Below are 22504 nucleotides of genomic sequence, written 5' to 3'. Positions count from 1 at the left end.
TATAGACCCGCCGGTTCATGAAACCGCGTGCCGTATGACCGCCATGACGTCCCAGGCGAGTGACTCGGCCTGCCGGCGGTGCAGGAGGCTGGTCTCCAGCCGGAGCGAGCCGGGGACCTCGTCGGGGTCGTGGCGGTCCTGGACAAAGACGTCGACGATATCCCCGTAGAGCCGGGAGACCCCCGGGGAGGTCGGTTTCTCTCCGGCGGCATACATGAGCGCGGCGTCCTTCGGGTCCGGCGCGACGCCCCCGCGGAACGGCGAGACTGCGACGACGAACCGGTCGCGGAGGAGGTCCCGCATCCCGGCGCACTCGAGGATTGGAAGGACGCTTGCGGCCGGGCTTGAGGGTCCGATCACGACGGCGTCGCTTCCCTCGATCACCGCCCGCACCTCGTCCGTGACCGCCGGAGGGGCGGGTGCGGCAGAGACGATCTCCCGCACCTCGGTATCGGACGGAGCGGTCATCAGGTAGGTGAGGAGCGGGAGGCGTTCGGTCCCGGTGTCGATGAGGAGGCCGCACTCTTCGTCGGTCACCGGGAGGACGGTCGCCCCGATCTTGAGCGAGGAGGACTGCGCCCGAACCGCCTCCGTCAGGGTCAGGCCGGCATCGAGGAGCGCCGCCCGGGCGATCTGGACGGCCCGGGCGCGGTCGCCGATCGGGAAGGGCTCGCCCCCCGCCACCTTCAGGAGGTAGTTATGGGTGGCGTAGGTGTCACCCTTGATCCCCCACCACCGGTTGGTATCGAGGATGCCGGCAAAGAGGAAGAGGGCTGCATCGACCTCGGGGGCCACGTGGCCCCCCGAGATCCGGCAGTCCCCGGCGGTGGACGCGACGACGGCAATCTCGGTGTCGTAGAGGATCTGCCGGACGCCCTGGATGAACGGGAGGGAGCCCGGGGTGGCGGAAAGGAAGGTGATCATTCCTCCATACATTTATCACCCCTCTCCCAAGAATCTTAACAGAACGGATGAAGATCATCAAAGATCCGGTCCACGGCTACGTCGAGGCGGACGCGCTCGCGCTCCGGCTGCTCGACTCGGAGGTCGTCCAGCGGCTCCGCCACATCTCCCAGCTCGGCTTTGCAAACCTCGTCTACCCCGGGGCGAACCATACCCGCTTCGAGCACTCGCTCGGGACGATGCACCTTGCACGGCTCATGTCGCAGCAGCTTGGGCTCGACGACGAGGAGACGAAACTCGTCACCACGGCCGCCCTCCTCCATGATGTCGGCCACGGCCCCTTCTCCCACGTCACCGAGCCGGTGATGGAGGAGTTCACCGGGCGGAGCCACCACGAGATCGAACACCTCGTCCGGGAGGGGACGATCGCCGGGATCCTCGAAGCGGAGGGGATCGATCCCGCCGAGGTCTGCGCCGTCGTCTCGGGCGAGCACCGCCTCGCAAGTATCATCCACGGGAGCCTGGACGTCGACCGGATGGACTACCTGATGCGGGACGCCCACTACACCGGCGTGCCCTACGGAACGGTCGACGCCCACCGGCTGATCCGGTCGACGATCCTGACCGACTCCGGCGTCGCGCTCCACGAAGGCGGGATCAACGCCGCCGAGTCGCTCCTCATCGCCCGGACCCTGATGCGCCCGGCGGTCTACTTCCACCACGTGAGCCGGATCGCGACGAGCATGTTCGTCCACGCCCTCCGAAAAGAGATCTTAAACGCCCCCGACGCCGATCCGGAGGCGTTCGCCCGGATGGACGACGCGGCCTGCATGGAGCGGCTGAAGCACTCGACCAATCCGATCACCCGCGATCTTGCCCGCCGGGTCTACGTCCGGGACCTCTACAAACGGGCGCTCTATGTCGGCGAAGACCGGGTGAACGTCGCAGCCCTCCAGCAGGACCTCGGGCCCGCCCGGGAGCGGGAGATCGCCGCCGCCATCGCCGAGACCGCCGGTGTCCCCGAGGACGAGGTCCTTGTGGATATCCCCCGGCTTCCGCGAGCCCTCTCGATGGAGGTCCGGGTCAGGAACAGCCATGCGATGGTCGATATCGAGGAGGTCTCCCCGCTCATCAACACCCTAAACGACACCCGGCGGCAGCAGTGGCGGCTCGGGGTCTACACAACGAAGAGAAACCGCGAGGCCGTGGAGCAGGCGGCGATGGAGGTGCTCAGGGTGAAGCGGGCGACAAAACAGGATAAACTTGCAGTGACATAAACTCATGAGGAGCCCATGACAAAAGAGTTCGTCGTCGGGATCACCGGGGCAAGCGGGGTCATCTACGCCCGCCGCCTGCTCGAGGTGCTCTGCGATCAGGCAACGGTGCATATCGTCATCTCCGATACCGCCCGGCAGATAGCCGAGCTCGAGGGCGTGGATCTGGACGGATTCAACGCCATATACGCCGAGAACAGCAACCTCGCAGCCGATATCGCGAGCGGCTCGTTTCGCTACGACGGGATGGCGATCGTCCCCTGCAGCATGAAGACGCTTGCAGCGGTCAGCAACGGCCTCGCCGAGAACCTGATCGGCCGGGCGGCGGACGTCTGCCTCAAGGAGAGGCGGCCCCTTCTCCTCCTCCTGCGAGAGATGCCGCTCTCCCGGATTCATCTAAAGAACATGCTCGCCGCAGACGAGGCGGGCGCGACCGTGATGGTCGCAAGCCCCCCCTTCTACCAGCGCCCGGAGACGATCGACGACCTCGTCGATATGGTGGTGGCCCGGGTGCTCGATCATCTGGGGGTCAAACATAATCTCGGCACTCGATGGAGCGGATACGATGCGTAACTTCATTGAACGGATGAGGGAGCTCGGCAGGGTCGAGGAGATCGAGCGGCCCTGCTCGACCGTCTACGAGGCTCCCCGTATGGCAAGCCGGACCGATAAGATCCTCTTCTTCCACGACCTCGACGGGCACAGGGCGGTGATGAACCTCCTCTCAAGCCGCGGGGCGCTTGCAGCGGCGCTCGGCGTGGAGGAGAAGGACCTCGTCCGGCACCTCGCGGCCATGACCTACAGCGGCCGCGTCGTGGATGACGGGCGGCTCGAGGGCGGCGTCCCCGCCGATCTTTCGCGCCTCCCGATCATGAAGCACTTCCCGGGGGATGCAGGGCGCTACATCACCTCCGGGATCGTCTTTTCGCGCTACAATGGCGTCGAGAACGCCTCCATCCACCGGATGATGGTCCTCGACGATCACAGGGTCGTCGCCCGCCTGGTGGAGGGGCGGCATACCCATACGCTCCTCAAAGCAGCCCTCGCCCGGGGAGAGAAACTCCCGGTCGCGGTCACCATCGGGACCCATCCCCTCGTGACGTTCGCCGCCTGCACCCGTGTTCCGGAAGGCAAGGAGTTCGCCTACGCCGCGGAACTGATGGGCGGGGAACTAGCACTCCGGGAGTGCGAGAACGGTGTTAGGGTCCCCGATGCCGAGATCGTGCTCGAAGGCTACATCACCGCCGAAATGGCGCCGGAAGGCCCCTTTGTCGATATCACCGGGACCTACGACCCCGTGCGCCAGCAGCACATCATTGAGTTTGAGAAGATGTACTGCAAGGAGGACCCGATCTATCACGGCATCCTTCCCGCCGGCGACGAGCACAAGCTCCTGATGGGAGCGCCGTACGAACCGAAGATCTACCGCGCCGTGGCCGAGGTGACGACGGTGCGCGACGTCCTCCTCACAAAAGGCGGCGCGGGCTACCTCCACGCGGTGATCCAGATCCGCAAGAACACGCAAGGCGATGCCAAAAACGCCATCATGGCGGCGTTCGCGGCCCATACCTCCCTCAAACACGTCGTCGTGGTCGACGAGGACATCGACATTCACGACCCCCACGACGTCGAGTACGCGATCGCGACCCGGGTTAGGGGCGATACCGACATCATGATCGTCACCGGGGTGCGGGGCTCGTCGCTCGACCCGACCCGCCTTGCAGACGGGACGAACGTGAAGGTCGGAGTCGATGCCACGATGGTTATGGGGCGAGAGGACGAATTCAAGAGAGCGGAGTGGCCGTAATGTATCTCGAGAAGGATGACGAGAGGGTGCTCGCCGGCGAGTTCGGCGAGACACGCCAGAAGATGATGGAGATCCTGGTTGCGCTCGGCAGGGTCTACGGGGCCGAGAGACTCATCCCGATCACGAGCGCCCAGGTGAGCGGTGCGTCCTACAAGACCATCGGGAGATGGGGGCTTGCCTGGCTGCAGAGCCTCGACGCCCGGGTGGCGGTCCCGACGGTCTTAAACCCCATCGGAATGCCGCAGGAGGGGTGGCAGGAGTTCGGGATCGACGAAGAGTTCGCCCGCCACCAGATGGAGGTCGTCCAGGCCTGCCGGAGGCTCGGGATCAAGATCGAGTGCACCTGCACCCCCTACTACCTCCGGATCACGGAGTACGGCGAGCACCTGGCATGGGCGGAGTCCTCGGCGGTCGCTTACGCGAACTCTGTCCTCGGCGCCCGGACGAACCGGGAAGGCGGGCCGAGCGCCCTTGCAGCGGCGATTATCGGAAAAACCCCCTATTACGGTCTTCACATCGTCGAGAACCGGCGACCGCAGGTCGTCGTCGAGGTCGAGGGCGGCACGAGCCCGCGGTCCGACCACTGGGGCGCGATCGGGCATATCGCCGGAAAGAAGGTTGGGAACCGAATCCCGATCTTTACGGATATCCGGCCGAACCGCGACCAGCTCAAGGCGCTCGGGGCCGCGATGGCCGCGACAGGGGCGGTTGCGCTCTTCCACGTCGATAAGATCACCCCCGAGACCCGGGTCTTCAACTTCCCGACCGACGACCTCGACCGGGTGACGGTATCCCGGGACGAGGTCGAGGCTCTCTTTGCAGAGACCGAGGTCGAGGCGGTCGCGGTCGGGTGCCCCCACTGCTCGGTGGACGAACTCCGCGACCTCGCCGAACTTCTCAGAGGCAAGACGACGACAAAACCCTTCTACATCTTCGCGGCCCGCGGGGTCGCGGCGGCAAATCCCGACCTCGTGGACGCCATCGAGCGGAGCGGCGCCCGGGTGATCACGGATACCTGCATGGTCGTCTCGCCACGGATGGATGAGTTCGCCTCGATCATGGTCGACTCGGGCAAGGCCCTTGCCTATGTCCCCGGGATGTGCGGCGCGCTCGCCCGGATCGGGACAAGGAAAGAGTGCGTCGAGGTCGCGACGTCGTAAGAGAGGGGGCGGCGTTACGCCCCCACCGATTTCACGTCGAGGACCTCCATCAGGCCCTCGTCGAGCATGTAGCCCCGGAGCCGGTCGCGGTTGCCCCGCAGGCTCTCGATGCTGTTGATCCCGGCCGCACCCAGGAGTTCGGAGAGCTCGAGCGTCCAGGCGTGGATGAGGTTCGCGACATGCCGTGCGGCCTCGTCGGGGTCCAAGCGGTCCACGAGATCCTGGCGCTGGGTGGCGATCCCCCAGGGGCAGAGGCCGCGGTAGCAGTTCCCGCAGACCCGGCAGCCCATCGCCACAAGCGCCGCGGTGCCGATGTAGACCGCATCCGCGCCGAGGGCGATCGCTTTTGCAACGTCGGCGCTTCCCCGGATGCCGCCGCTCGCGATGATCGAGATCTCGTTCCTGATCCCAAGACTACGGAGTTTCGCATCGACGCTTGCGACCGCCGCCTCGATCGGGATGCCGACGTGGTCGCGGAAGACCTTCGGGGCTGCGCCGGTGCCGCCCCGGAACCCGTCGATGACGACGGCGTCGGCCGGCGAGCGGGCGATCCCGGCGGCGATGGCGGCCGCGTTGTGGACGGCGGCGATCTTGACGAAGACCGGCTTCTTCCACTCCGTCGCCTCCTTGAGCCCCCGGACGAGCTGCGCGAGGTCTTCGATACTGTAGATGTCGTGGTGCGGCGCGGGGCTGATAGCGTCGCACCCCTCGGGGATCATCCTGGTCCGGGAGATCCCATCGCAGACCTTCTCGCCGGGGAGGTGCCCGCCGATGCCGGGCTTTGCGCCCTGGCCGATCTTGATCTCGATCGCAGCGCCGCGCTCCAGGTAGTCGATCTCCACGCCAAACCGCCCCGAGGCGACCTGGACGATCATCCGGTCCTGATAGGGGTGGAGCGCCGAGTGCAGGCCCCCTTCTCCGGTGCCCATATAGGTCCCGGCCTCTTTTGCCGCCCGGGCCAGGGCCATCTGGGCGTTGAGGCTGATCGCTCCGTAGCTCATGTGCCCGATCATCACCGGGGTCTCAAGGCGGAGGTTCGGGGTGAGCCGGGTCCGAAGTTCGACGTCGCCGCTATCTTTACGGCGGAGATCGAGCCTTACCGGCCTCTTCCCGAGGTGGGTCACCAGTTCGATCGGCTCGCGCAGGGGATCGAGGCTCGGGTTCGTGACCTGGCAGGCATCCAGGACCAGGCGGTCGAAGATGACCGGGTAGTCGAGGGCGTTGCCCATCCCGGCGAGGATGATCTTTCCTGTCCGGGCCTGGTTGTAGATCGCCTCCCGCGCCTCGCGGGTCCAGAGGGGATGGCTCCGGTAGTCGCAGGGCTGCTCCTCAAGGAGGATGGCATCCCTCGGGCAGCAGGCGATGCATCGGTGGCAGGCGGTGCAGTTTCGGGGGTTGACAAAGATCCGGTCTCCGTCTCGTGAAAAGACACCGTAGGAGCAGTTCTCGATGCACCGCCCGCACTCCATGCATCGGACGGGGTCGATCGTGACCCGGTAGCGTGGGGGTAGGCTCCCGATCATCATCCGACAACCCTCCCGATCACCGGCTCTCCCGCGGCCGGCATCCGGATCGACTCGACGTCGGGCTCCATCGCCCGGATAGCCGCCTCCTCGCTTGAGATGAAGAGCCGGTCGCCGCATTCGCCGACGACCATCGGCCGGAGTTTGGTCCGGTCGGTGAATCCGACCATCATCTCGCGGTTTGCAGCCACGATGGCGAACGGTCCGTTCATCATCGCCGATGCGTACGTAAGCCGAAGGGCGGAGTTCCACTCCCGTTCCGCCCCGGGCATCCGGTCGATCTCCTCCCAGAACGGGGGAGCAAGCGCCCGAACAGCGAGGTCGACGTCGAGCCCGTGCCGCCGCACCAGAAGGTCGATCAAGTAGGCGACGACCTCGGTGTCCGTCAGCATCGTGCATTTGTAGCCGAAACTCTCGATGTAGCGCCGGTTGGTCCCGTAGGAGGTGATCTCACCGTTGTGGACGACGCTCCAGTCGAGGAGGTTGAACGGGTGCGCCCCGCCCCACCATCCGGGGGTGTTGGTCGGGTAACGGTTGTGCGCTAGCCATATGTAGCCCTCGTAGTCCTCGATCCGGTAAAAGTCCGCGACGTCCTCAGGCAACCCGCCGGCCTTGAAGACCCCGAGGTCTTTGCCGGAGGAGATGATGAGCGCGCCGCGGCGGGCGGCATTGACCTGCATCACCAGGGCGCTGACGATATCATCCTCCGGCATCGTGCTCCCCGGCACCGCGAGGGAGGGATCGGGTCGGAAGAAATAGCGCCAGGGGGTGTGAACCGCCCGGAGATTTGGCCGGTCGTAGGTCGGGATCGGCTCATCGTGCTCGATCGTCCCCCACTGCGCGAGCGCCGCGTCAAGGAAGGGCTTGTTCTCACGAGGGTTGTCGAAGAAGACATGGAGGGCGTAGCAGTCCCGGTAATCGGGGTAGATGCCGTAGGCTGCGTAGCCCGCCCCCTCGCCGCTGCCGCGCTCGTTCATTATGGAGAGGGCTTCTCGGATGCCGGAACCGTCCATCGTCCGGCGAGATCTATCCATTACGCCAATTATACCGCACATAACCATCACGGTCGACCCGCTCCCCCCCATCCGATACCCTCGTGGTCCGGAGGGGTGAGGGAACGCTCTGATCAGTATAGATCAGACAAGTATAAATACTATTGGAAGGAAGTTTCCTTCTACATGACACCAGACAACATCTCGGCGATGCTCGAGAGAATCGAACGAGACAACGTCCGATTCCTCCGACTGCAGTTCACCGACCTCCTTGGCATGCCCAAAAACGTCGCCATCCCGGCCAAACAGGTCGGGAAAGCTCTCACCGACGGCATTGGATTTGACGGGTCGTCAATCGAGGGGTTCGTCCGGATCGAGGAGTCAGACATGGTGCTCAAACCCGACCTCTCGACTTACACGCTCCTGCCCTGGCGGCCCCGGGAGAAGAGTGTCGCCCGGTTCATCTGCGACGTCTGCAAACCGGACGGCAGACCGTTCGAGGGCGACCCACGCTACGTCCTCCGACGGGCGATGGAGGATGCGGCGAAAGATGGCTACGTCTTCAATACCGGGCCGGAGCTCGAGTTCTTCCTCTTCAAGATGCTCGATGGGCGGCCGACGACACAGTTCCAGGATGCCGGCGGTTACTTCGACCTGGCCCCAACCGACCTTGCCGAGGACCTCCGGCGTGAGATCATCCTCGCGCTCACCGATATGGGGTTCGAGATCGAGGCCTCCCACCACGAGGTCGCCGAGAGCCAGCACGAGATCGACTTCAAGTACAGCGACGCTCTCCATACCGCCGACAACGTCATCACGTTCAAGTTCGCGGTCAAGACGATGGCGCTGATGCGCGGCCTGCANNCCCCTCCAGCTCTCAGAGACCTGCATGCACTTCATCGCCGGGCTGCTCGAACACGCGCCGGCGATCACCCGGGTCGCGAACCCGACGATCAACTCCTACAAGCGGCTCGTCCCCGGATATGAGGCCCCCTGCTACATCAGCTGGAGCACGAGCAACCGGTCGGCCCTGATCCGGATTCCGGCGCCGCGCGGCAACAGCACCCGGGTCGAGTTCCGAAGCCCCGATCCCACCTGCAACCCCTACCTCACGTTTGCCGCGATGCTCGCCGCCGGGATGGATGGAGTCCGCCGTAAGATCGAGCCCCCGGCCGAGGTTCACAAGAACATCTTCCACATGACGACCACCGAGCGGGGCAGCAACGGGATTGAGACTCTGCCCGGCGATCTCGCCGAGGCGCACCGGGCCCTGCTCGCCGACGAACTCATCTGCAAGGCGCTCGGGTCCCACGTCGTCGAGGCCCTCACGAACGTCGCAAACGCTGAGTGGGATGCCTACCGGACGGCGGTCCACCCCTGGGAGATCGACCGCTACCTCGCAACATACTAACCCCTTTTTGGCCGGCTGTTCAGGATTGCCCTGAAAGCGGTTCTTTCGCAACGTTCATAACACGAAGTGCCCAAAGTGCGCCGTATCAGAGAGCTGGTGATGATCATGGCGCAGAGGAAAGATATCGATGCAATGAGGAGGAGCCGGGATGTCGATGGACTCATTCTCGCCCTCTCGGACCCCGAAGAGATCGTGCGGCAGACAGCCGCCGAAGCCCTCGGACTCGTCGGAGACGAACGGGCGATCGAACCGCTGGCGAGGCTGAAGTTCTTGGATCCGGACGCGGGTGTCCGGCGGGCGGCGTCTCTCGCGCACACCCAGGTGGCGGCGAGGCTTGCCGGCCAGAGGGCAGTGGGGGGCCTGAAGTAAGCGGTCGGGCAACCTGCGCTCCACCCGGTAAGGCATATATACCGCCGGGACGCCTAGACGAAACGACCAGGAGGTTCTCATGGCGACCATCGATGATATCGACACCATGCGGGATGCCCGGGACGTCGACGGGCTGATCCGTGCACTCCAGGACCCGGACGAGTTCGTTCGGGCGCAGGCGGCCCTCTCCCTCGGGACGATTGCAGACCCCAAGGCAAGAGAGCCGCTCGCGAAGATGAGAGAAGAGGACCCGAGCGCCTCAGCCCGGGAGGCGGCCTCGACCGCGTATAAGTGGGTCGTCGGCCGGATCCAGGAGGTTGAGGCCGCCCGGGGGAGCCTGGAGTCCAGGCCCCCGAGGACCTGATCGGATCAGAGGACGACGTAGTTGAACCAGAGGAATGCCGTCCCGATGGCAACCGTGATGAAGAGCACGAGCATTCCGATCTTCAAGAATTCCATAAACGAGATGGAGTAACCATTCCGTGCGGCAATCCCGAGGACGACGACGTTTGCCGACGCCCCTATGACCGTGCCGTTCCCGCCCAGGCAGGCGCCGAGCGAAAGCGCCCACCAGAGCGGATAGATATCCATCGCCACGCTCATATCCTGGATCAGGGGGATCAGGGTGGCGGTGAGCGGGATGTTGTCGACGATTGCTGAAGCGATCGCCGAGAACCAAGCGATGATCAGGATGGCCTCGCCCTCCGAGTGGACGTTCTCGACAACGAACTGGGCGACACTCGCGATGACCCCGGTCTCGACGAGGGCCCCGACGACGACGAAGAGCCCGCCGAAGAAGAAGAGGGCAGGCCACTCGATCTTCTCAAAGATCTCCTCCGGCGACTGCCTGCTCCAGAAGAGGAGGATCGATGCACCGATCAAGGCGACGAGAGCGGGCTCAAGACCAAGCTGGTCATGGATGAAGAACATCCCGATGACGAGCGCGATGACGATGACCGACTTTTTAAAGAGCGACCAGTCGCGGATGGCCTCCCGATCTTTCAACTCCGCAAACGTCCTCTCGATACTCTCCCGTTCATCGGGAGAGACGTGGAGATCTTTTCGATAGATCAGGGCGAGGAGCCCAAGGACGACAAGTAGGTTGACGGCCATCATCGGCGCCATGTTGATGATGAACTCGTTGAACGTCAGACCGGCGGCCGAACCGATCATGATGTTCGGGGGATCACCGATGAGGGTCGCCGCGCCGCCGATGTTGGAAGCAAAGATCTCGGCGATCAGGAAGGGCATGGGGCTGGTCTTCATGACGCTTGCGACGTAGAGGAGCATCGGAGTGATGAGGAGGACCGTCGTGACGTTGTCGAGGAACGCGCTCGTAAGGCCGGTTACGATCGAGAAGAGGATCAGCACCCGCATCGGGCTCCCTTTTGCAAGTTTTGCGGTCTTGATGGCGATATACTCAAAAAGACCGCTTCCACGGGCGGTATTGACGATGATCATCATTCCAATCAGGAGGAAGATGGTTCCGAGATCGATGTACTCCGGAATCATCTCCCAGGGGACGATGTGGAGGAGGACGACGATCGAGGCGCCGAGCATCGCGACCACCGCACGGTGGATCCGCTCGTCGATGATGAGCGCGTAAGTGAAGAGGAAGACCGCGATGGCGATCAATTCCGGGCCGACGATCATGATCCGCCACCCCGGCAACGGTAGGAACCCAGTTTGGCATGACACGTTGAGAGAGACTGAAGGACAAACATAGAACTCCCCAAGAAGGTCAGACTGTAAAATTCAAGTAGGCACGGTCTTCCTATAATCATGCCGGTCTGCTCTGCCCTCGTAAAGGCAAACCCGCCATTCCGGAAGAGCAAAACCCGGGTTCGGCAGGATTTTTAAGTAAATAGGCTCAGGCCGGAACGGGAGGGGCTTCGGCCCCCTTTCCGGCCCGCAGCCGGATGACCTTGTAGGCCTCTCCCGCGATCAGGACCGGCAGGCCGAGGAGTGCAAGCAGACCCCAGTCGGCCAGGGTGAGCGGCGCGGTCCCGAGGAAGGTGTTGAAGATAGGGACGTAGACGACCACTGCCTGGAGAGCGAGACTCCCGAGGATCGCAAGGAGCAGGGTGGGGTTTGAGAAGAACCCGATCTGGTGGAGCGGGAACCGAAACGACCGGAAGTTCAGCACGTTGTAGAGTTCGAATATGATAAGCCCGGTGAACGCCATCGTCCGTGCACGGTCGAGGTCGATCTCATAGAGGCCGGAGAATACATAGATGGTCAGAAGACCGAGCCATATCCCGAGGATGGAGATGACAAGATATGCGCTCCGTGTGAGGATGGCCTCTCCCGGATCGCGCGGCTTTCTCTGCATGACGTCCCGCTCGGCAGGCTCAAGGCCGAGAGCAAGGGCTGTAAGGCCGTCGGTGACGAGGTTTATCCAGAGAATCTGGACGGGGATGAGGATGAGGGGCAGGCCGAGGAGGATCCCCCCGACGATCGCGACGAGTTCCCCGACGTTCGAGGAGAGGAGATAGCGGGTGAACCGGGAGATGTTGTCGTACTCCCGCCGTCCCTCCTCGACGCCGGCGACGATGCTTGCGAAGTTGTCGTCCACGAGCACCATGTCGCTTGACTCCTTCGCCACGTCCGTTCCCTTGATCCCCATGGCTATCCCGATGCTTGCTTTCTTTAGTGCTGGTGCATCGTTGACGCCGTCGCCGGTCATGGCGATGACCGCCTGGTCTTTGGAGAGAACATCGATCACCCGGAGTTTATGCTCCGCCGTGACCCGGGAGAGGACCTTCGTCGTCCGGAGACGCCGCTCAAGGTCCTCATCGCTCATAGACTCGAGATCGGCCCCGGTCAGCGCTCCTTCGCTCGAGAGGCCGAGGTTCTTGGCGATGGTATACGCGGTCAGCGGGTTGTCGCCCGTGATCATGATCACGTCTATCCCGGCGCTCTTGCAGAGCCGGATCGCCTCCGCCGCCTCCGGGCGCGGTGGATCGACGATCCCGGCAAACCCAAGAAAGATCAGGTCCTGCTCAACCGAATCCTCGGTCCACTCAAGGCCCGCGGGGAGCGGGCGGTATGCCGCTCCGAGCAATCGGAGCCCCTGCGATGCGTATTCCTCGATCTCGGCAAGAAGTTTGGCGCGAAGATCCTCTGTGAGCGGCACGACCGAACCGGCCAGGAGAGCCCGGGACGAGAGGGAGAGGAGCACTTCCGGCGCTCCTTTCACATAGGCAACGTCACCCTCGTCCTCACGGTAGATGATCGTCATACGCTTCCGGGTGGAGTTGAACGAGAACTCCTTTACCGTCTCCGGGGCGTCATCCCGGGAGAGGCCGGCCTTTGCCGCCGCGACGACGAGCGCCCCTTCGGTCGGGGTGCCAAAGATCCGCCACCCGCCTTCCTCGAGAGCGAGGGTCGCGTGGTTGCAGAGGAGGACGGTGCGGAGATACTGCCGGAGCCCCGGATCCGCAAGAGGGTCGATGGTTCTCTCCCCGACGAGGAACTCGCCTTCCGGGGCATATCCGGCCCCGGTCACCGTGACCTCCTCCCCCGGCGTCCTCACCCGGACGACCGTCATCTCGTTCCGGGTGAGGGTTCCCGTCTTGTCCGTGCAGATCACCGAGACCGCACCGAGCGTCTCCGACGCGGGGAGGTGGCGGATCAGGCAGTTTCTCCGCATCATACTCTTGATGCCGAGAGCGAGCGTCAGCGTCACGACCGCCGGGAGACCCTCGGGGATCACCGCCACCGCGAGCGAGACGCCGATCAAAAACATCTCCAGGAACCCACGCTGCTGCAGGAGACCGACGATGACGACGAGAACCGCTATACCGATGGCAATCAGCCCGAGGTCGCGGCCGAGCCGGTCCATCTGCCGTGCAAGCGGCGTCGTCACATCCGCAACCTGCTGGGAGAGGCCGGCGATCTTCCCGAATTCGGTCTTCATCCCCGTGGCGACCGCGATCCCGTATCCACGGCCGTTGACCACCGTCGTGCCCGCAAAAGCCATGTTGCTCCGCTCGGCAAGCGGAGTCTCGGGAGGAAGCGACCCCGGCGCTTTGTTGACCGGGGATGACTCGCCCGTCAATGGCGCCTCGTCCACCTGGAGCGACGTCGCCTCGATGATGAAGAGGTCGGCAGGCACCCGTTCCCCCATCTCAACGACGACGATGTCTCCCGGAACGATCCCGGAGGCATCGATCTCCCGCCGCTCTCCACCGCGAACGACCACGGCATGCTGGACAAGCAGCTTTTTGAGCGCCTCGATCGCCTCTCCTGCCTGCCACTCCTGGGAAAAACCGAGTACGGCATTCAATGCAACGATAATGAGAATAGCAAATGCATCGATTGCCTCGCCGACGAGGAACGAGACCGCTGCGGCGATGATCAGGATGATGATCAAGACGCTCTTGAACTGCCGCAGAAAGACCGTAAGACGAGTCTCACGGGCTTCTCTCTGGAGGACGTTTGGGCCGTAGCGCTCCAGTCGCGCCTCCACTTCCTCGGTGCTCAAGCCGGATGGACCGGTGCCGAGTCGCTGCTCGATCTCCTCTCTCATGAGAGTGTGCCAGTCGGGCAGAGGCCCTTCTTCGGCGATCGAAGCCTCTCCCGCCTCCCGGTCCAACACGCCCATATATTCCCGATTTTGTGCCGGTCTATAAAAAAGTATAGAGATCGTTTCGGTATCACCAAGAAGACCGCAACGACGGCTATGACGGGGAACTCCAGGATCGGCATCCAGCCCGGCAAACTTATTATCTCACGGCCGAGTTGATCCGGTGCCGGGCATCTGCCCGGCCCAAGGAGGAAAGGTGATGAGCAGGATAGCGGTCCTGATCACGGATATGTTTGAGGACGTCGAGTATACGCAGCCGGCGGAGGCGTTTCGGAAGGCCGGACATAACCTTGTCCATGTGGGCCTCACCCAGGGCGAGACCGTGCACGGGAAGAAGGAGCAGACACCGGTCACGATCGACCGGGCCGCCTCGGATGTATCGCCGGACGAGTTTGATGCGCTCTTCATACCCGGCGGATACTCGCCCGACAAACTCCGGGCCCACGATGCGCCCGTCGAGTTCGTGCGGCGGTTCGTCGAGAGCGACAAACCAGTCTTTGCCATATGCCACGCGCCGCAGCTCCTGATCACCGCACAGGTGATCAGGGGCCGAAAGATCACCGGCTGGAAGTCCATCATCCAGGATATCAAGAACGCCGGTGCGGAGTATATCGACCGGGACGTCGTGGTGGATAGGAACCTGGTCTCGAGCCGTAAGCCGGACGATATTCCCGCGTTCATTGAGGCCTCGCTAGCCAAACTCGAAGAGGTCGGCGGCGGGAAAGCGAAAACTGCGGCGGCAGAGCAGCGGTAAGGCTAACCGGGCGGGATGCAGCCTCCCGGCCGCCCATAACCGCCCATCACATGATTTTATCAGGGCGGCCGGCACCTCTTTTCATGAGGGATGAGGCTCACAGAAACGGCATGGGGCAGACTTGCGATCATTGTCCTTGCCACCGGGATCATCGTCATCCTTGAGACAGCGACACACCTGCTCTCCGGGAACGGTCTTGAGTACGCCGATCTCTTCTACCTCGTGCTCATCCCTGCCGCGTTCTGGTATCGGAGGCAAGCAGTATACCTGGGGATCCTGATTGCATCCCTCCATATCGCCCTCGATTACATCATCGGGGACGCAGGGGCAAGTACTCTCGTGCGTGCGGGGCTCCTCGTCGTCGTCTCGTACGTCCTTGGCTACCTCTTCGATCTCGCCGCGCAACGGCGTGCCGACGGCCTGCACTTCCGCATCGGCGAGCCGGGCACACCCGCGTGCAACCGCAACATACAACGACAAATCGCCCGACTCAGAAGCAGAGACCCGGATACTCGCTATCAGGCTGCCGGATGCCTCGGCGATGCCGGAGATCCGGCAGCGGTCGGACCGCTTGCCGCCCTCCTCACGGATCCCGAGAGCGGCGTCCGCTGGAAGGCGGCAGAGGCGCTCGGAAAACTGGGTCCTCCCGCCGTTGGGCCGCTCACGGAGAGCCTGAAAAGCGAGAGCGTCGATGTTCGGTGGATGGCTGCAGTCGCTCTCGGGGATATCGGTGATCCTGCGGCGGTCCCGGCGCTGATGGAGGCGCTCGACGACGAGGACTCCTATGTCCGGAGCCGCGCGGCCCTCGCGCTCTCTGCGATCGGCGAGCCTGCACGGGATCTGCTTATCACGGCTCTTCGCTCCAAAAACGGGCGCGTCCGGCAGGGGGCGGCGTTGGCGCTTGGAAAGATCGGGGGTGAAGAGGCCGTTGCCGTCCTCATCGGGTCGCTTCTTGACCCCGATGAGGGGGTTCGGGAGCGGGCCGCGAGTGCACTTGGGGATATCGGGGAGACCGCCGTCCCCGCGCTTCTTGCCGCGCTCCGGACGGACGACGAGTTGCTCCGCAAGGGGGGGATCGCCGCGCTCGGCCGGATTGGGGAGGGGACCACGGCCCCGCTTATTGCGGCGCTCCGGGATGATGACTGGCGCATCCGTGCGGGAGCAGCAACGGCCCTCGGGGAGATAGGTGACGCCAGATCTGTTGATGGCCTGATCATGGCACTGCAGGATGAGCGAACGGAAGTGCGCGAGGCGGCCCGGGAGGCGCTTGGCAGCATCAGGAAGAGTTAACACCCGCGAAGGAACACATGAACGCTATGACTGCTGATACCCGGATTGATGAACTGATCGCCGACCTCCGGCGGGGCCCTCTCGAAAGACGCCGGGCGGCGACCGCCGAGCTTGGGATGATGGGAGAAGCGGCGGTCGAGCCGCTCATCGCCGCAATGAAGGAGGGGGACAATGATCTCCGGTGGTACGCCGCTCGCGCGCTCTCACAGATCGGCAAACCTGCAATCGGCCCCATTTTCGCAGCCCTGCGCGCTGAGAAAGACCGGGACTTCCTGCGCTACGCCACAGCAGCTCTGGTGACGATCGGGGAGGCCGCGGTAGATCCCCTCATCGATATCGTCAGGAACGCCGATCCGGATCTCCAGCCGTTCGCCGCAGTTGCCCTCTGCCGGATTGGTGAGCCGGCAGTTGAGCCGCTCCTCCAGTTGATGAAGAGCCCTGACCCGGAGACGCAGGAGCGAGCAGCCCTTCTTCTCTGGAAGATGGGAGAGCCCGGCGCCGGGCCCCTCACCGAAGCTCTGGAGAAGAGCAGAGGTACGGGGCGATCCGCGAAGCATAAATGATCCAAAAGCCCTCAGACACTGAGTCTGATGGCACCTCATGCGGTTGAACAGCCCATCCGGGTCCTGTGGGAGGGGCTTTCCGGGAACCCCCGGGCGGTATTGATTGTAGGGATCTCGGTTACTTCGGTCATTACCGCCGCCCTCGTGGAGTCCCCCGCAACAAGCCTCATCCTCTGGCCCCTCCTCTTCATCTCCGCCATACTTGCCGGTTACCACTACCATGAGAAGGGAATCATCGCAGCCACCCTGCTCGGGCTCGCCTCGCTCGGTGTCGGGTCGCTCCGTGCATACCCCGAGACGGCTGCACCTATCTTCGCGGCGCTCCTCCCCTTCGTCGGCATGATTGCTCTCGCCTCGATCGCTTCAACCCTCGGGTACTCGACCCGCGAACGGGCCCGGCGGCGGGAAGGCATGGTGAGGGGGGCCGGAGGAGCGTTCCTTCTCAGGCGTAAAGACGGTGCAATTGCAGACGCGAACCGTGAGTTCGCAGAGGCACTGGGCTATACGCACGACGAACTCAAGAACATGCCGATATCGCGGATCTGGCCCTGCACCGAAGACCGCAAGCGGTTCATTGCCATGGCGGAACCTGGCGAGCAGGTCGCGGTCATCGAGACGCAGTTTCTTGACCGGAACGGCGTCTCCCGCTGGTTCGCCATATCGGGACTCTGCCTCGATCGCGCCACAGTCGCCTGCCGGATCTCAGAGATCACCCGATACAAAGAGATGGAAGCGATCCTGAACGCTGAACGCTCCCGCCTCTTCTCGGTCCTGGACACCCTTCCCGCCTATGTCACATTGCAGGGAGAGGACCACATGTTCCAGTTCGTCAACCGGGCGTTTCGAGAGACGTTCGGCGAGCCGGAGGGGCGGCCCTGCTACATGGTGCAGCAAGCCTCTCTTGTGCCATGCGATCCCTGCCGTGGTTCGCTGGTCTTTTCCCGTAAGATTCCACAACAGTGGACGTGGAGGCATTCGGACGGGAGGGTCTACGAGGTTCACGCCTACCCGTTCACCGATACGGACGGGTCGAACCTGATGCTGCAGCTCGGTGTCGAGATCACCGGGCGCGTGCAGACGGAGAAAGCGCTTGAAGAGTTTGCAAAGAACCTCCAGGCGAAGAACCAGGAACTGGAGATGTTGCGGGACGAGCTCTCCACCATCAACCGGGACCTCGACGCCGCGGTAAGAGAACGGACTGCCGATGTGGAGAGGCTTCTTGACCAGAAGAACGAGTTCATATCGCAACTCGGCCACGACCTCAAGGCTCCGCTGGTCTCCCTGGTCGCGCTCATGCCCCGGATCCTCCAGCTTGAGCAGGACCCGGCTCTCCGGCGCCTCCTCGGGATCATCGGCGGCAACGTCAACTACATGAAAGACCTGGTCGAGAAGACACTGAAACTGGCCCGCATGAACACCTCGAATATCGAGCTCGAACTTGAGGCGCTGAACCTGCGCACCGAACTGAACACGATTCTCCGAAACTACACCGTCCCCTTCGGGGCGAAGGCCATAACGGTCGACACCAGCATCCCGGCGGAGATCACCGTCAGGGCCGACCGGGTCCTCCTTACCGAGGTCTTCGACAACCTGATCGCCAACGCCGTCAGGGGTATGCCGAACGGGACAGGGACCATCAGCATTACCGCCGCCCGCGACCGCGGGGTCGTGATCGTCGCGGTAAGCAACACCGGAGCCGGATTGACCCGGGATCAGTTCGAACGCGTCTTTGATGAGGTTTTCACTGCCGATTCCTCCCACCGCGACCTCGAGACCCCCGGTCTTGACCTCGCCATCTGCAGACGGATCGTCGAGCGGCATGGAGGGCAGGTCTGGGCCTGGAATGCGGGAGACGGATCGGGATCAGCCATCCTCTTCGCCCTGGAAGCGGCGGAGGATGTATAAGAGGGGATCGATGATCCGGCAAAAGTTACATTCTGACCGACCATCTCACTCGACCCCGAGCCTTCTAAATGCATGAAGGGCCCATACAGTGATGTATGGAGGTCTCACCTGCTATCGCTCAATACCTCGCCAACCTCGAGGCGGGGCTTGAGTCTGCGATGCAGATCGCCGCTGCCGCGCGGGCTCGCGGACTCGACCCGAGAACGGAGATCGAGATCCCGATAGCAAGCGACCTCGCCGACCGCGTGGAGGCGCTCCTCGGCTACAAAGGAATTGCAGCGAGGATACGGGAACTCGAGCAGGAGATGTCCCGGGAAGAGGTGGCGCTCCGCATCGGCGACGATTTTGTGGCACGGAAGTTCGGCGAGACGACGCCTGAGGAGATCCTCGATCACGCTATCCGGGCGGCGATGGCACTCCTGACCGAGGGTGTGGTGGCCGCGCCGACGGAGGGGATCGCGAAGGTCGGTCTCGGGAAGAACGACGACGGGACGGAGTATCTGAAGATCTACTACGCAGGCCCTATCCGGAGCGCCGGAGGGACGGCGCAGGCGCTCTCCGTGCTGGTGGGCGACTACGTCCGCCAGGCCCTCGGGATCAACCGTTACATCCCCCGCCCTGAGGAGGTGGAGCGCTACATCGAGGAGATCCGGCAGTATAACAGCATCATGAGCCTGCAGTATCTCCCGAGCGAAAAGGAACTCCGGATGATCATCGAGAACTGCCCGGTCTGTATCGACGGCGAACCGACCGAGCAGCAGGAGGTGAGCGGCTACCGGAACCTGGAGCGGGTGGAGACGAACACCGTCCGGGGCGGGATGGCGCTCGTCGTCGCGGAAGGGCTGGCCCTGAAGGCCCCGAAGATCTTAAAGAACGTCCGGAAGATGAAGATGCAGGGCTGGGACTGGCTCGAGGACCTGATCAGCGGCGGCGCATCGGCAAAGAGCGGGGACGATGATGCGAGCGCCGCGATCAAGCCGAAAGACAAGTACATCCGCGACCTGATCGGCGGCCGCCCGGTCTTTTCGTATCCGATGCGCAAGGGCGGGTTCCGGCTGCGCCTCGGCCGGGCGCGAAACACCGGGTTTGCGGCCGCGGGCCTGAACCCTGCGACGATGCACATCCTCGGGGACTTCCTCGCGGTCGGGACCCAGATGAAGGTCGAACGCCCGGGAAAGGCTGCCGGGATCGTACCGGTGGACTCGATCCAGGGTCCGACGGTCAAACTCCGGAGCGGTGAGGTCCGCCGGGTGGACGACGAGGAGGAGGCGAAGCGGATCGCTGATCAGGTCGAGGAGATCCTGGACGTCGGCGAGATCCTGATCAGTTTCGGGGAGTTCATGGAGAACAACCACCCGCTGATGCCTCCCAGTTACTGCGAGGAGTGGTGGCGGCTTGAAGGCGGCCCCCGCCACCCCGAAAACGAACTCGAGGCGATAGAGTTCGCGCTCGACGGGATTCCGCTCCACCCCGACTATACCTACATGTGGGACGATATCGCCCCGGCCGATATCGCCCTCCTTGCCGACCGGATCAGCGCCGAAGGGAGGATCGAGGACGGGGTGCTGCTGGTCCCTAACAGCGTGGAGGTCAAAGCGATCCTCGAGGAACTCCTGGTCCCCCACCACCTCTCTGGCGACTGCATCGCAATCAAGGAGTATCTTGTCCTCCTTGCGTGTCTGGGGCTCACGCTCCAACTTGAAAAGCGGCCGACGTGGCAGGACGCCCCGATGGAGAACTCCATGGACCTCGTGATGCACCTCTCGGGCTTTACCCTGCGATCGAGGGCGGGCACCCGGGTCGGCGGGCGGATGGGACGGCCGGGGAAGTCAAAGCCGCGGGAGATGAAACCGCCGCCGCACTCGCTCTTTCCGATCGGCGACGATGGTGGCGCACGCCGATCGTTCCAGGCCGCCTGCACCTCAAAACCACGGTCCAACACCGACGGCGGAGTGATTGAGGTTGAGGTCGGGGAGCGGCGCTGCCCCGCCTGCGGCGCACACACCTATAAGAACCTCTGTACGTGCGGGACGCACACGGTCCCGATCCTCCGGTGCCCGAAGTGCGGGCAGGATATCGGGAAAGACCTCTGCCCCCGGTGCGGTGTCTCGACGGTCTGCCTCCAGAAGATCAAGATCAACGTAAAAGACGAGTATATGGCAGCGCTCGCGAACCTTGGTGTCCGGGATACGGCAGTCCCGCTCCTCAAGGGGGTCAAAGGGCTGATCTCACGCGAGCGGCCGGTGGAGCCGATCGAGAAGGGAATTCTCCGGGCGTTGCAGAACCTTTATGTCTTCAAAGACGGGACAGTCCGCTACGATATGATTGACCTTCCCCTGACTCATTTCCGGCCGGACGAGGTCGGCGTCCCGGTCGAGCGGCTCCGGGAACTCGGCTACACCCACGACACCTACGGCCGGGAGCTCGTCAGCGCCGACCAGGTGCTGGAACTCCGTCCGCAGGATATCCTGGTCTCTCAGGACTGCGGCGAGTGGCTGGTCCGGGTGGCGAAGTTCGTCGACGAACTCCTCGTGAAGGTCTACGGACTTGAGCCGTTCTACCGTGCGGAGAGACCGCTCGATCTCGTCGGCCAGCTCCTGATAGGGCTTGCTCCCCACACAAGCGCCGGGGTTCTCGCCCGGCTGATCGGATTCTCGAAGGCCCCGGTCGGATACGGCCACCCGTTCTTCCACGCAGCGAAACGGCGCAACTGCTTTGCAGGCGACACGGAGATAACCGTCTCGGACGGACGGCGATGGATGACGGTCCCGATCCGGCAGTTCGTGGTGGAGAACTTCGATGTATCGAAGCCCGGGATCGATCACGTGGGAACATTCTATTCGGACCCCCGGCAGCCGTTCTACGTCCAGAGCATCGATACCCAGGGGAGGGTCAGCCTAAAGAAGGTGACGTCCGTCTCCGTCCACCGGGCTCCGGCGCACCTGATCCGGTTCGTGACGCGGCGGGGGAAGATCCTCACGGTGACGCCTGAACACGCAATGCTCGTCTGGGACACCGATTATCTCAGGAAGATCCGGGCGCTCGAGGTTCGGATAGGCGACCGGGTTCCGGCGGAGGAAGGGGGGCTTGTCATTGCGGACGAGGTCGTCTCCCGCGAGATCGTTCAGGCGCTCGACGACCGGGTCTACTGTCTAACGGTCGCGGATAACCACACTCTGATCGCAAACGGTATCTTCTGCGGGCAGTGCGACGGTGATGAGGACTGCGTGATGCTTCTCCTGGACGGGCTGATCAACTTCTCCCGCTCCTATCTCCCCGAGACCCGGGGCGGGTCGATGGATGCGCCGCTCGTCCTGACGACCCGGATCGACCCGGCGGAGGTCGATAAGGAGTGCCTCAACGTCGATGTCTGCGATCACTACCCCCTCGAGGTCTACAACGGCTGCCTTGCCTACACCCACCCAAAAGACCTTGACGAGTACGTCGACCGGGTGGAGCGGCGGCTCGGAACCCCGGCGCAGTGCGAGGGTTTCCTCTTCACCCACCAGACATCGGACATCTCGGCGGGGCCGCTTGAGTCCACGTACACGAAACTCGGGTCGATGCTTGAGAAACTCGAGGCGGAACTCGACCTCGCAAAGAGGATCCGGGCGGTGGACGAGGATGATGTCGCCGAACGGGTCTTAAATACCCATTTCATCCGCGATCTCCAGGGCAATCTCAACGCATTCTCAAAGCAGAAAGTGCGATGCATGAAGTGCAACGCGAAGTACCGGCGGATGCCGCTTGCCGGGAAGTGTACCCGCTGCGGGGGGAACATCATCCCGACGGTTCACGAGGGCTCGGTGAAGAAGTATCTGGAGATGTCGCGCGAGATCTGCGCAACCTACGCGATATCGGAGTATACGAAGCAGCGGGTTGAGGTGCTCTTCATGCAGATCGAGTCGACCTTCGGCGAGCCCCCGGAGCGGCAGCTCGGGCTCGCGGACTTTATGTGAGGCGCG

The 22504-nt window shown here is 63.5% G+C and carries 16 protein-coding genes and 1 pseudogene; 12 read left to right on the top strand and 5 right to left on the bottom strand.

The features are described from left to right. Positions 1–15: 15 nt before the first annotated feature. Positions 16–936: a 2-phospho-L-lactate transferase CofD family protein gene (locus ACI94_RS09515; RefSeq protein ID WP_224732717.1), complete on the bottom strand. Its 921-nt coding sequence runs from the start codon at positions 934–936 to the stop codon at positions 16–18. A 35-nt stretch (positions 937–971) separates the two neighbouring features. On the opposite strand from ACI94_RS09515, the gene ACI94_RS09510 reads away from it, so the two are divergent. The 4 genes from ACI94_RS09510 to ACI94_RS09495 are packed head-to-tail and all read left to right on the top strand — an operon-like array spanning position 972 to position 5144. Beyond that, a complete protein-coding gene (locus ACI94_RS09510) occupies positions 972–2180 on the top strand; it encodes an HD domain-containing protein (RefSeq protein ID WP_066956163.1) in 1209 nt (402 codons plus the stop codon). A gap of 15 nt (positions 2181–2195) precedes the next feature. Next, the gene (locus ACI94_RS09505) at positions 2196–2750 is read left to right on the top strand and encodes a UbiX family flavin prenyltransferase (protein WP_066956160.1); all 555 of its coding nucleotides are present in this window, start codon (positions 2196–2198) and stop codon (positions 2748–2750) included. Further along, entirely contained in the window at positions 2743–3984 is a 1242-nt protein-coding gene (locus tag ACI94_RS09500; RefSeq protein ID WP_066956158.1) for a UbiD family decarboxylase, read from the top strand. The genes ACI94_RS09505 and ACI94_RS09500 overlap by 8 nt, the downstream gene beginning before the upstream one ends. Continuing rightward, positions 3984–5144, top strand: coding sequence for an aconitase X catalytic domain-containing protein (locus ACI94_RS09495; protein WP_066956155.1), 1161 nt, complete (start codon positions 3984–3986; stop codon positions 5142–5144). The genes ACI94_RS09500 and ACI94_RS09495 overlap by 1 nt, the downstream gene beginning before the upstream one ends. Positions 5145–5158: 14 nt before the next feature. Here ACI94_RS09495 and ACI94_RS09490 read toward each other — a convergent pair whose 3' ends face one another. After that, positions 5159–6670: a glutamate synthase-related protein gene (locus ACI94_RS09490; RefSeq protein ID WP_066956152.1), complete on the bottom strand. Its 1512-nt coding sequence runs from the start codon at positions 6668–6670 to the stop codon at positions 5159–5161. Further along, positions 6667–7722, bottom strand: coding sequence for a glutamine amidotransferase family protein (locus ACI94_RS09485; RefSeq protein ID WP_066956948.1), 1056 nt, complete (start codon positions 7720–7722; stop codon positions 6667–6669). The genes ACI94_RS09490 and ACI94_RS09485 overlap by 4 nt, the downstream gene beginning before the upstream one ends. A gap of 123 nt (positions 7723–7845) precedes the next feature. On the opposite strand from ACI94_RS09485, the pseudogene ACI94_RS09480 reads away from it, so the two are divergent. The 3 genes and pseudogenes from ACI94_RS09480 (at position 7846) to ACI94_RS09470 (ending at position 9803) form a co-directional block, all read left to right on the top strand. Continuing rightward, positions 7846–9070: pseudogene (locus tag ACI94_RS09480) on the top strand (glutamine synthetase family protein). A gap of 105 nt (positions 9071–9175) precedes the next feature. After that, a complete protein-coding gene (locus ACI94_RS09475) occupies positions 9176–9439 on the top strand; it encodes a HEAT repeat domain-containing protein (RefSeq protein ID WP_066956945.1) in 264 nt (87 codons plus the stop codon). Positions 9440–9473: 34 nt separating this feature from the next. Continuing rightward, positions 9474–9803 carry a HEAT repeat domain-containing protein gene (locus tag ACI94_RS09470; RefSeq protein WP_224732737.1) on the top strand — a complete coding sequence of 110 codons (330 nt, stop codon included), beginning with the start codon at positions 9474–9476 and terminating at the stop codon, positions 9801–9803. A 5-nt stretch (positions 9804–9808) separates the two neighbouring features. On the opposite strand, the gene ACI94_RS09465 is transcribed toward ACI94_RS09470, so the two are convergent. Continuing rightward, positions 9809–11092 (bottom strand): SLC13 family permease, encoded by a 1284-nt coding sequence (locus ACI94_RS09465; protein WP_066956142.1) that lies wholly within the window; start codon positions 11090–11092, stop codon positions 9809–9811. 217 nt (positions 11093–11309) lie between these two features. Beyond that, positions 11310–14045 (bottom strand): HAD-IC family P-type ATPase, encoded by a 2736-nt coding sequence (locus ACI94_RS09460; RefSeq protein WP_273259153.1) that lies wholly within the window; start codon positions 14043–14045, stop codon positions 11310–11312. A 181-nt stretch (positions 14046–14226) separates the two neighbouring features. Here ACI94_RS09460 and ACI94_RS09455 point away from each other — a divergent pair, with 181 nt between their 5' ends. From ACI94_RS09455 to ACI94_RS09435, 5 genes are all read left to right on the top strand, one after another. Continuing rightward, entirely contained in the window at positions 14227–14781 is a 555-nt protein-coding gene (locus tag ACI94_RS09455) for a type 1 glutamine amidotransferase domain-containing protein (RefSeq protein WP_066956136.1), read from the top strand. A gap of 90 nt (positions 14782–14871) precedes the next feature. Further along, entirely contained in the window at positions 14872–16071 is a 1200-nt protein-coding gene (locus ACI94_RS09450) for a HEAT repeat domain-containing protein (protein ID WP_066956133.1), read from the top strand. A 26-nt stretch (positions 16072–16097) separates the two neighbouring features. Continuing rightward, complete coding sequence (locus tag ACI94_RS09445; RefSeq protein ID WP_066956129.1) at positions 16098–16634, top strand: HEAT repeat domain-containing protein; 537 nt, start codon at positions 16098–16100, stop codon at positions 16632–16634. 27 nt (positions 16635–16661) lie between these two features. Beyond that, positions 16662–18539, top strand: a complete 1878-nt coding sequence (locus ACI94_RS09440; RefSeq protein ID WP_286681363.1) for a PAS domain-containing sensor histidine kinase — start codon at positions 16662–16664, stop codon at positions 18537–18539. A 95-nt stretch (positions 18540–18634) separates the two neighbouring features. Next, positions 18635–22498 (top strand): DNA-directed DNA polymerase II large subunit, encoded by a 3864-nt coding sequence (locus ACI94_RS09435; RefSeq protein ID WP_286681362.1) that lies wholly within the window; start codon positions 18635–18637, stop codon positions 22496–22498. Positions 22499–22504 lie beyond the last annotated feature (6 nt).

It is taken from the genome of Methanoculleus sp. DTU007, assembly GCF_001512385.1.
In the GTDB taxonomy this organism is placed as follows: Archaea; Halobacteriota; Methanomicrobia; order Methanomicrobiales; family Methanoculleaceae; genus Methanoculleus; species Methanoculleus thermophilus.
The sequence above is the reverse complement of the archived record's forward strand: the minus strand, read 5'-3'. Positions and strand labels throughout refer to the sequence as shown.

Coding starts and splice junctions, on each gene's coding strand:
- ACI94_RS09515 (WP_224732717.1), bottom strand. CDS start 936: ATGTATGGAGGAATGATCACCTTCCTTTCCGCCACCCCGGGCTCCCTC.
- ACI94_RS09510 (WP_066956163.1), top strand. CDS start 972: ATGAAGATCATCAAAGATCCGGTCCACGGCTACGTCGAGGCGGACGCG.
- ACI94_RS09505 (WP_066956160.1), top strand. CDS start 2,196: ATGACAAAAGAGTTCGTCGTCGGGATCACCGGGGCAAGCGGGGTCATC.
- ACI94_RS09500 (WP_066956158.1), top strand. CDS start 2,743: ATGCGTAACTTCATTGAACGGATGAGGGAGCTCGGCAGGGTCGAGGAG.
- ACI94_RS09495 (WP_066956155.1), top strand. CDS start 3,984: ATGTATCTCGAGAAGGATGACGAGAGGGTGCTCGCCGGCGAGTTCGGC.
- ACI94_RS09490 (WP_066956152.1), bottom strand. CDS start 6,670: ATGATGATCGGGAGCCTACCCCCACGCTACCGGGTCACGATCGACCCC.
- ACI94_RS09485 (WP_066956948.1), bottom strand. CDS start 7,722: ATGTGCGGTATAATTGGCGTAATGGATAGATCTCGCCGGACGATGGAC.
- ACI94_RS09475 (WP_066956945.1), top strand. CDS start 9,176: ATGGCGCAGAGGAAAGATATCGATGCAATGAGGAGGAGCCGGGATGTC.
- ACI94_RS09465 (WP_066956142.1), bottom strand. CDS start 11,092: ATGATCGTCGGCCCGGAATTGATCGCCATCGCGGTCTTCCTCTTCACT.
- ACI94_RS09460 (WP_273259153.1), bottom strand. CDS start 14,045: ATGGGCGTGTTGGACCGGGAGGCGGGAGAGGCTTCGATCGCCGAAGAA.
- ACI94_RS09455 (WP_066956136.1), top strand. CDS start 14,227: ATGAGCAGGATAGCGGTCCTGATCACGGATATGTTTGAGGACGTCGAG.
- ACI94_RS09450 (WP_066956133.1), top strand. CDS start 14,872: ATGAGGCTCACAGAAACGGCATGGGGCAGACTTGCGATCATTGTCCTT.
- ACI94_RS09445 (WP_066956129.1), top strand. CDS start 16,098: ATGACTGCTGATACCCGGATTGATGAACTGATCGCCGACCTCCGGCGG.
- ACI94_RS09440 (WP_286681363.1), top strand. CDS start 16,662: ATGGCACCTCATGCGGTTGAACAGCCCATCCGGGTCCTGTGGGAGGGG.
- ACI94_RS09435 (WP_286681362.1), top strand. CDS start 18,635: ATGGAGGTCTCACCTGCTATCGCTCAATACCTCGCCAACCTCGAGGCG.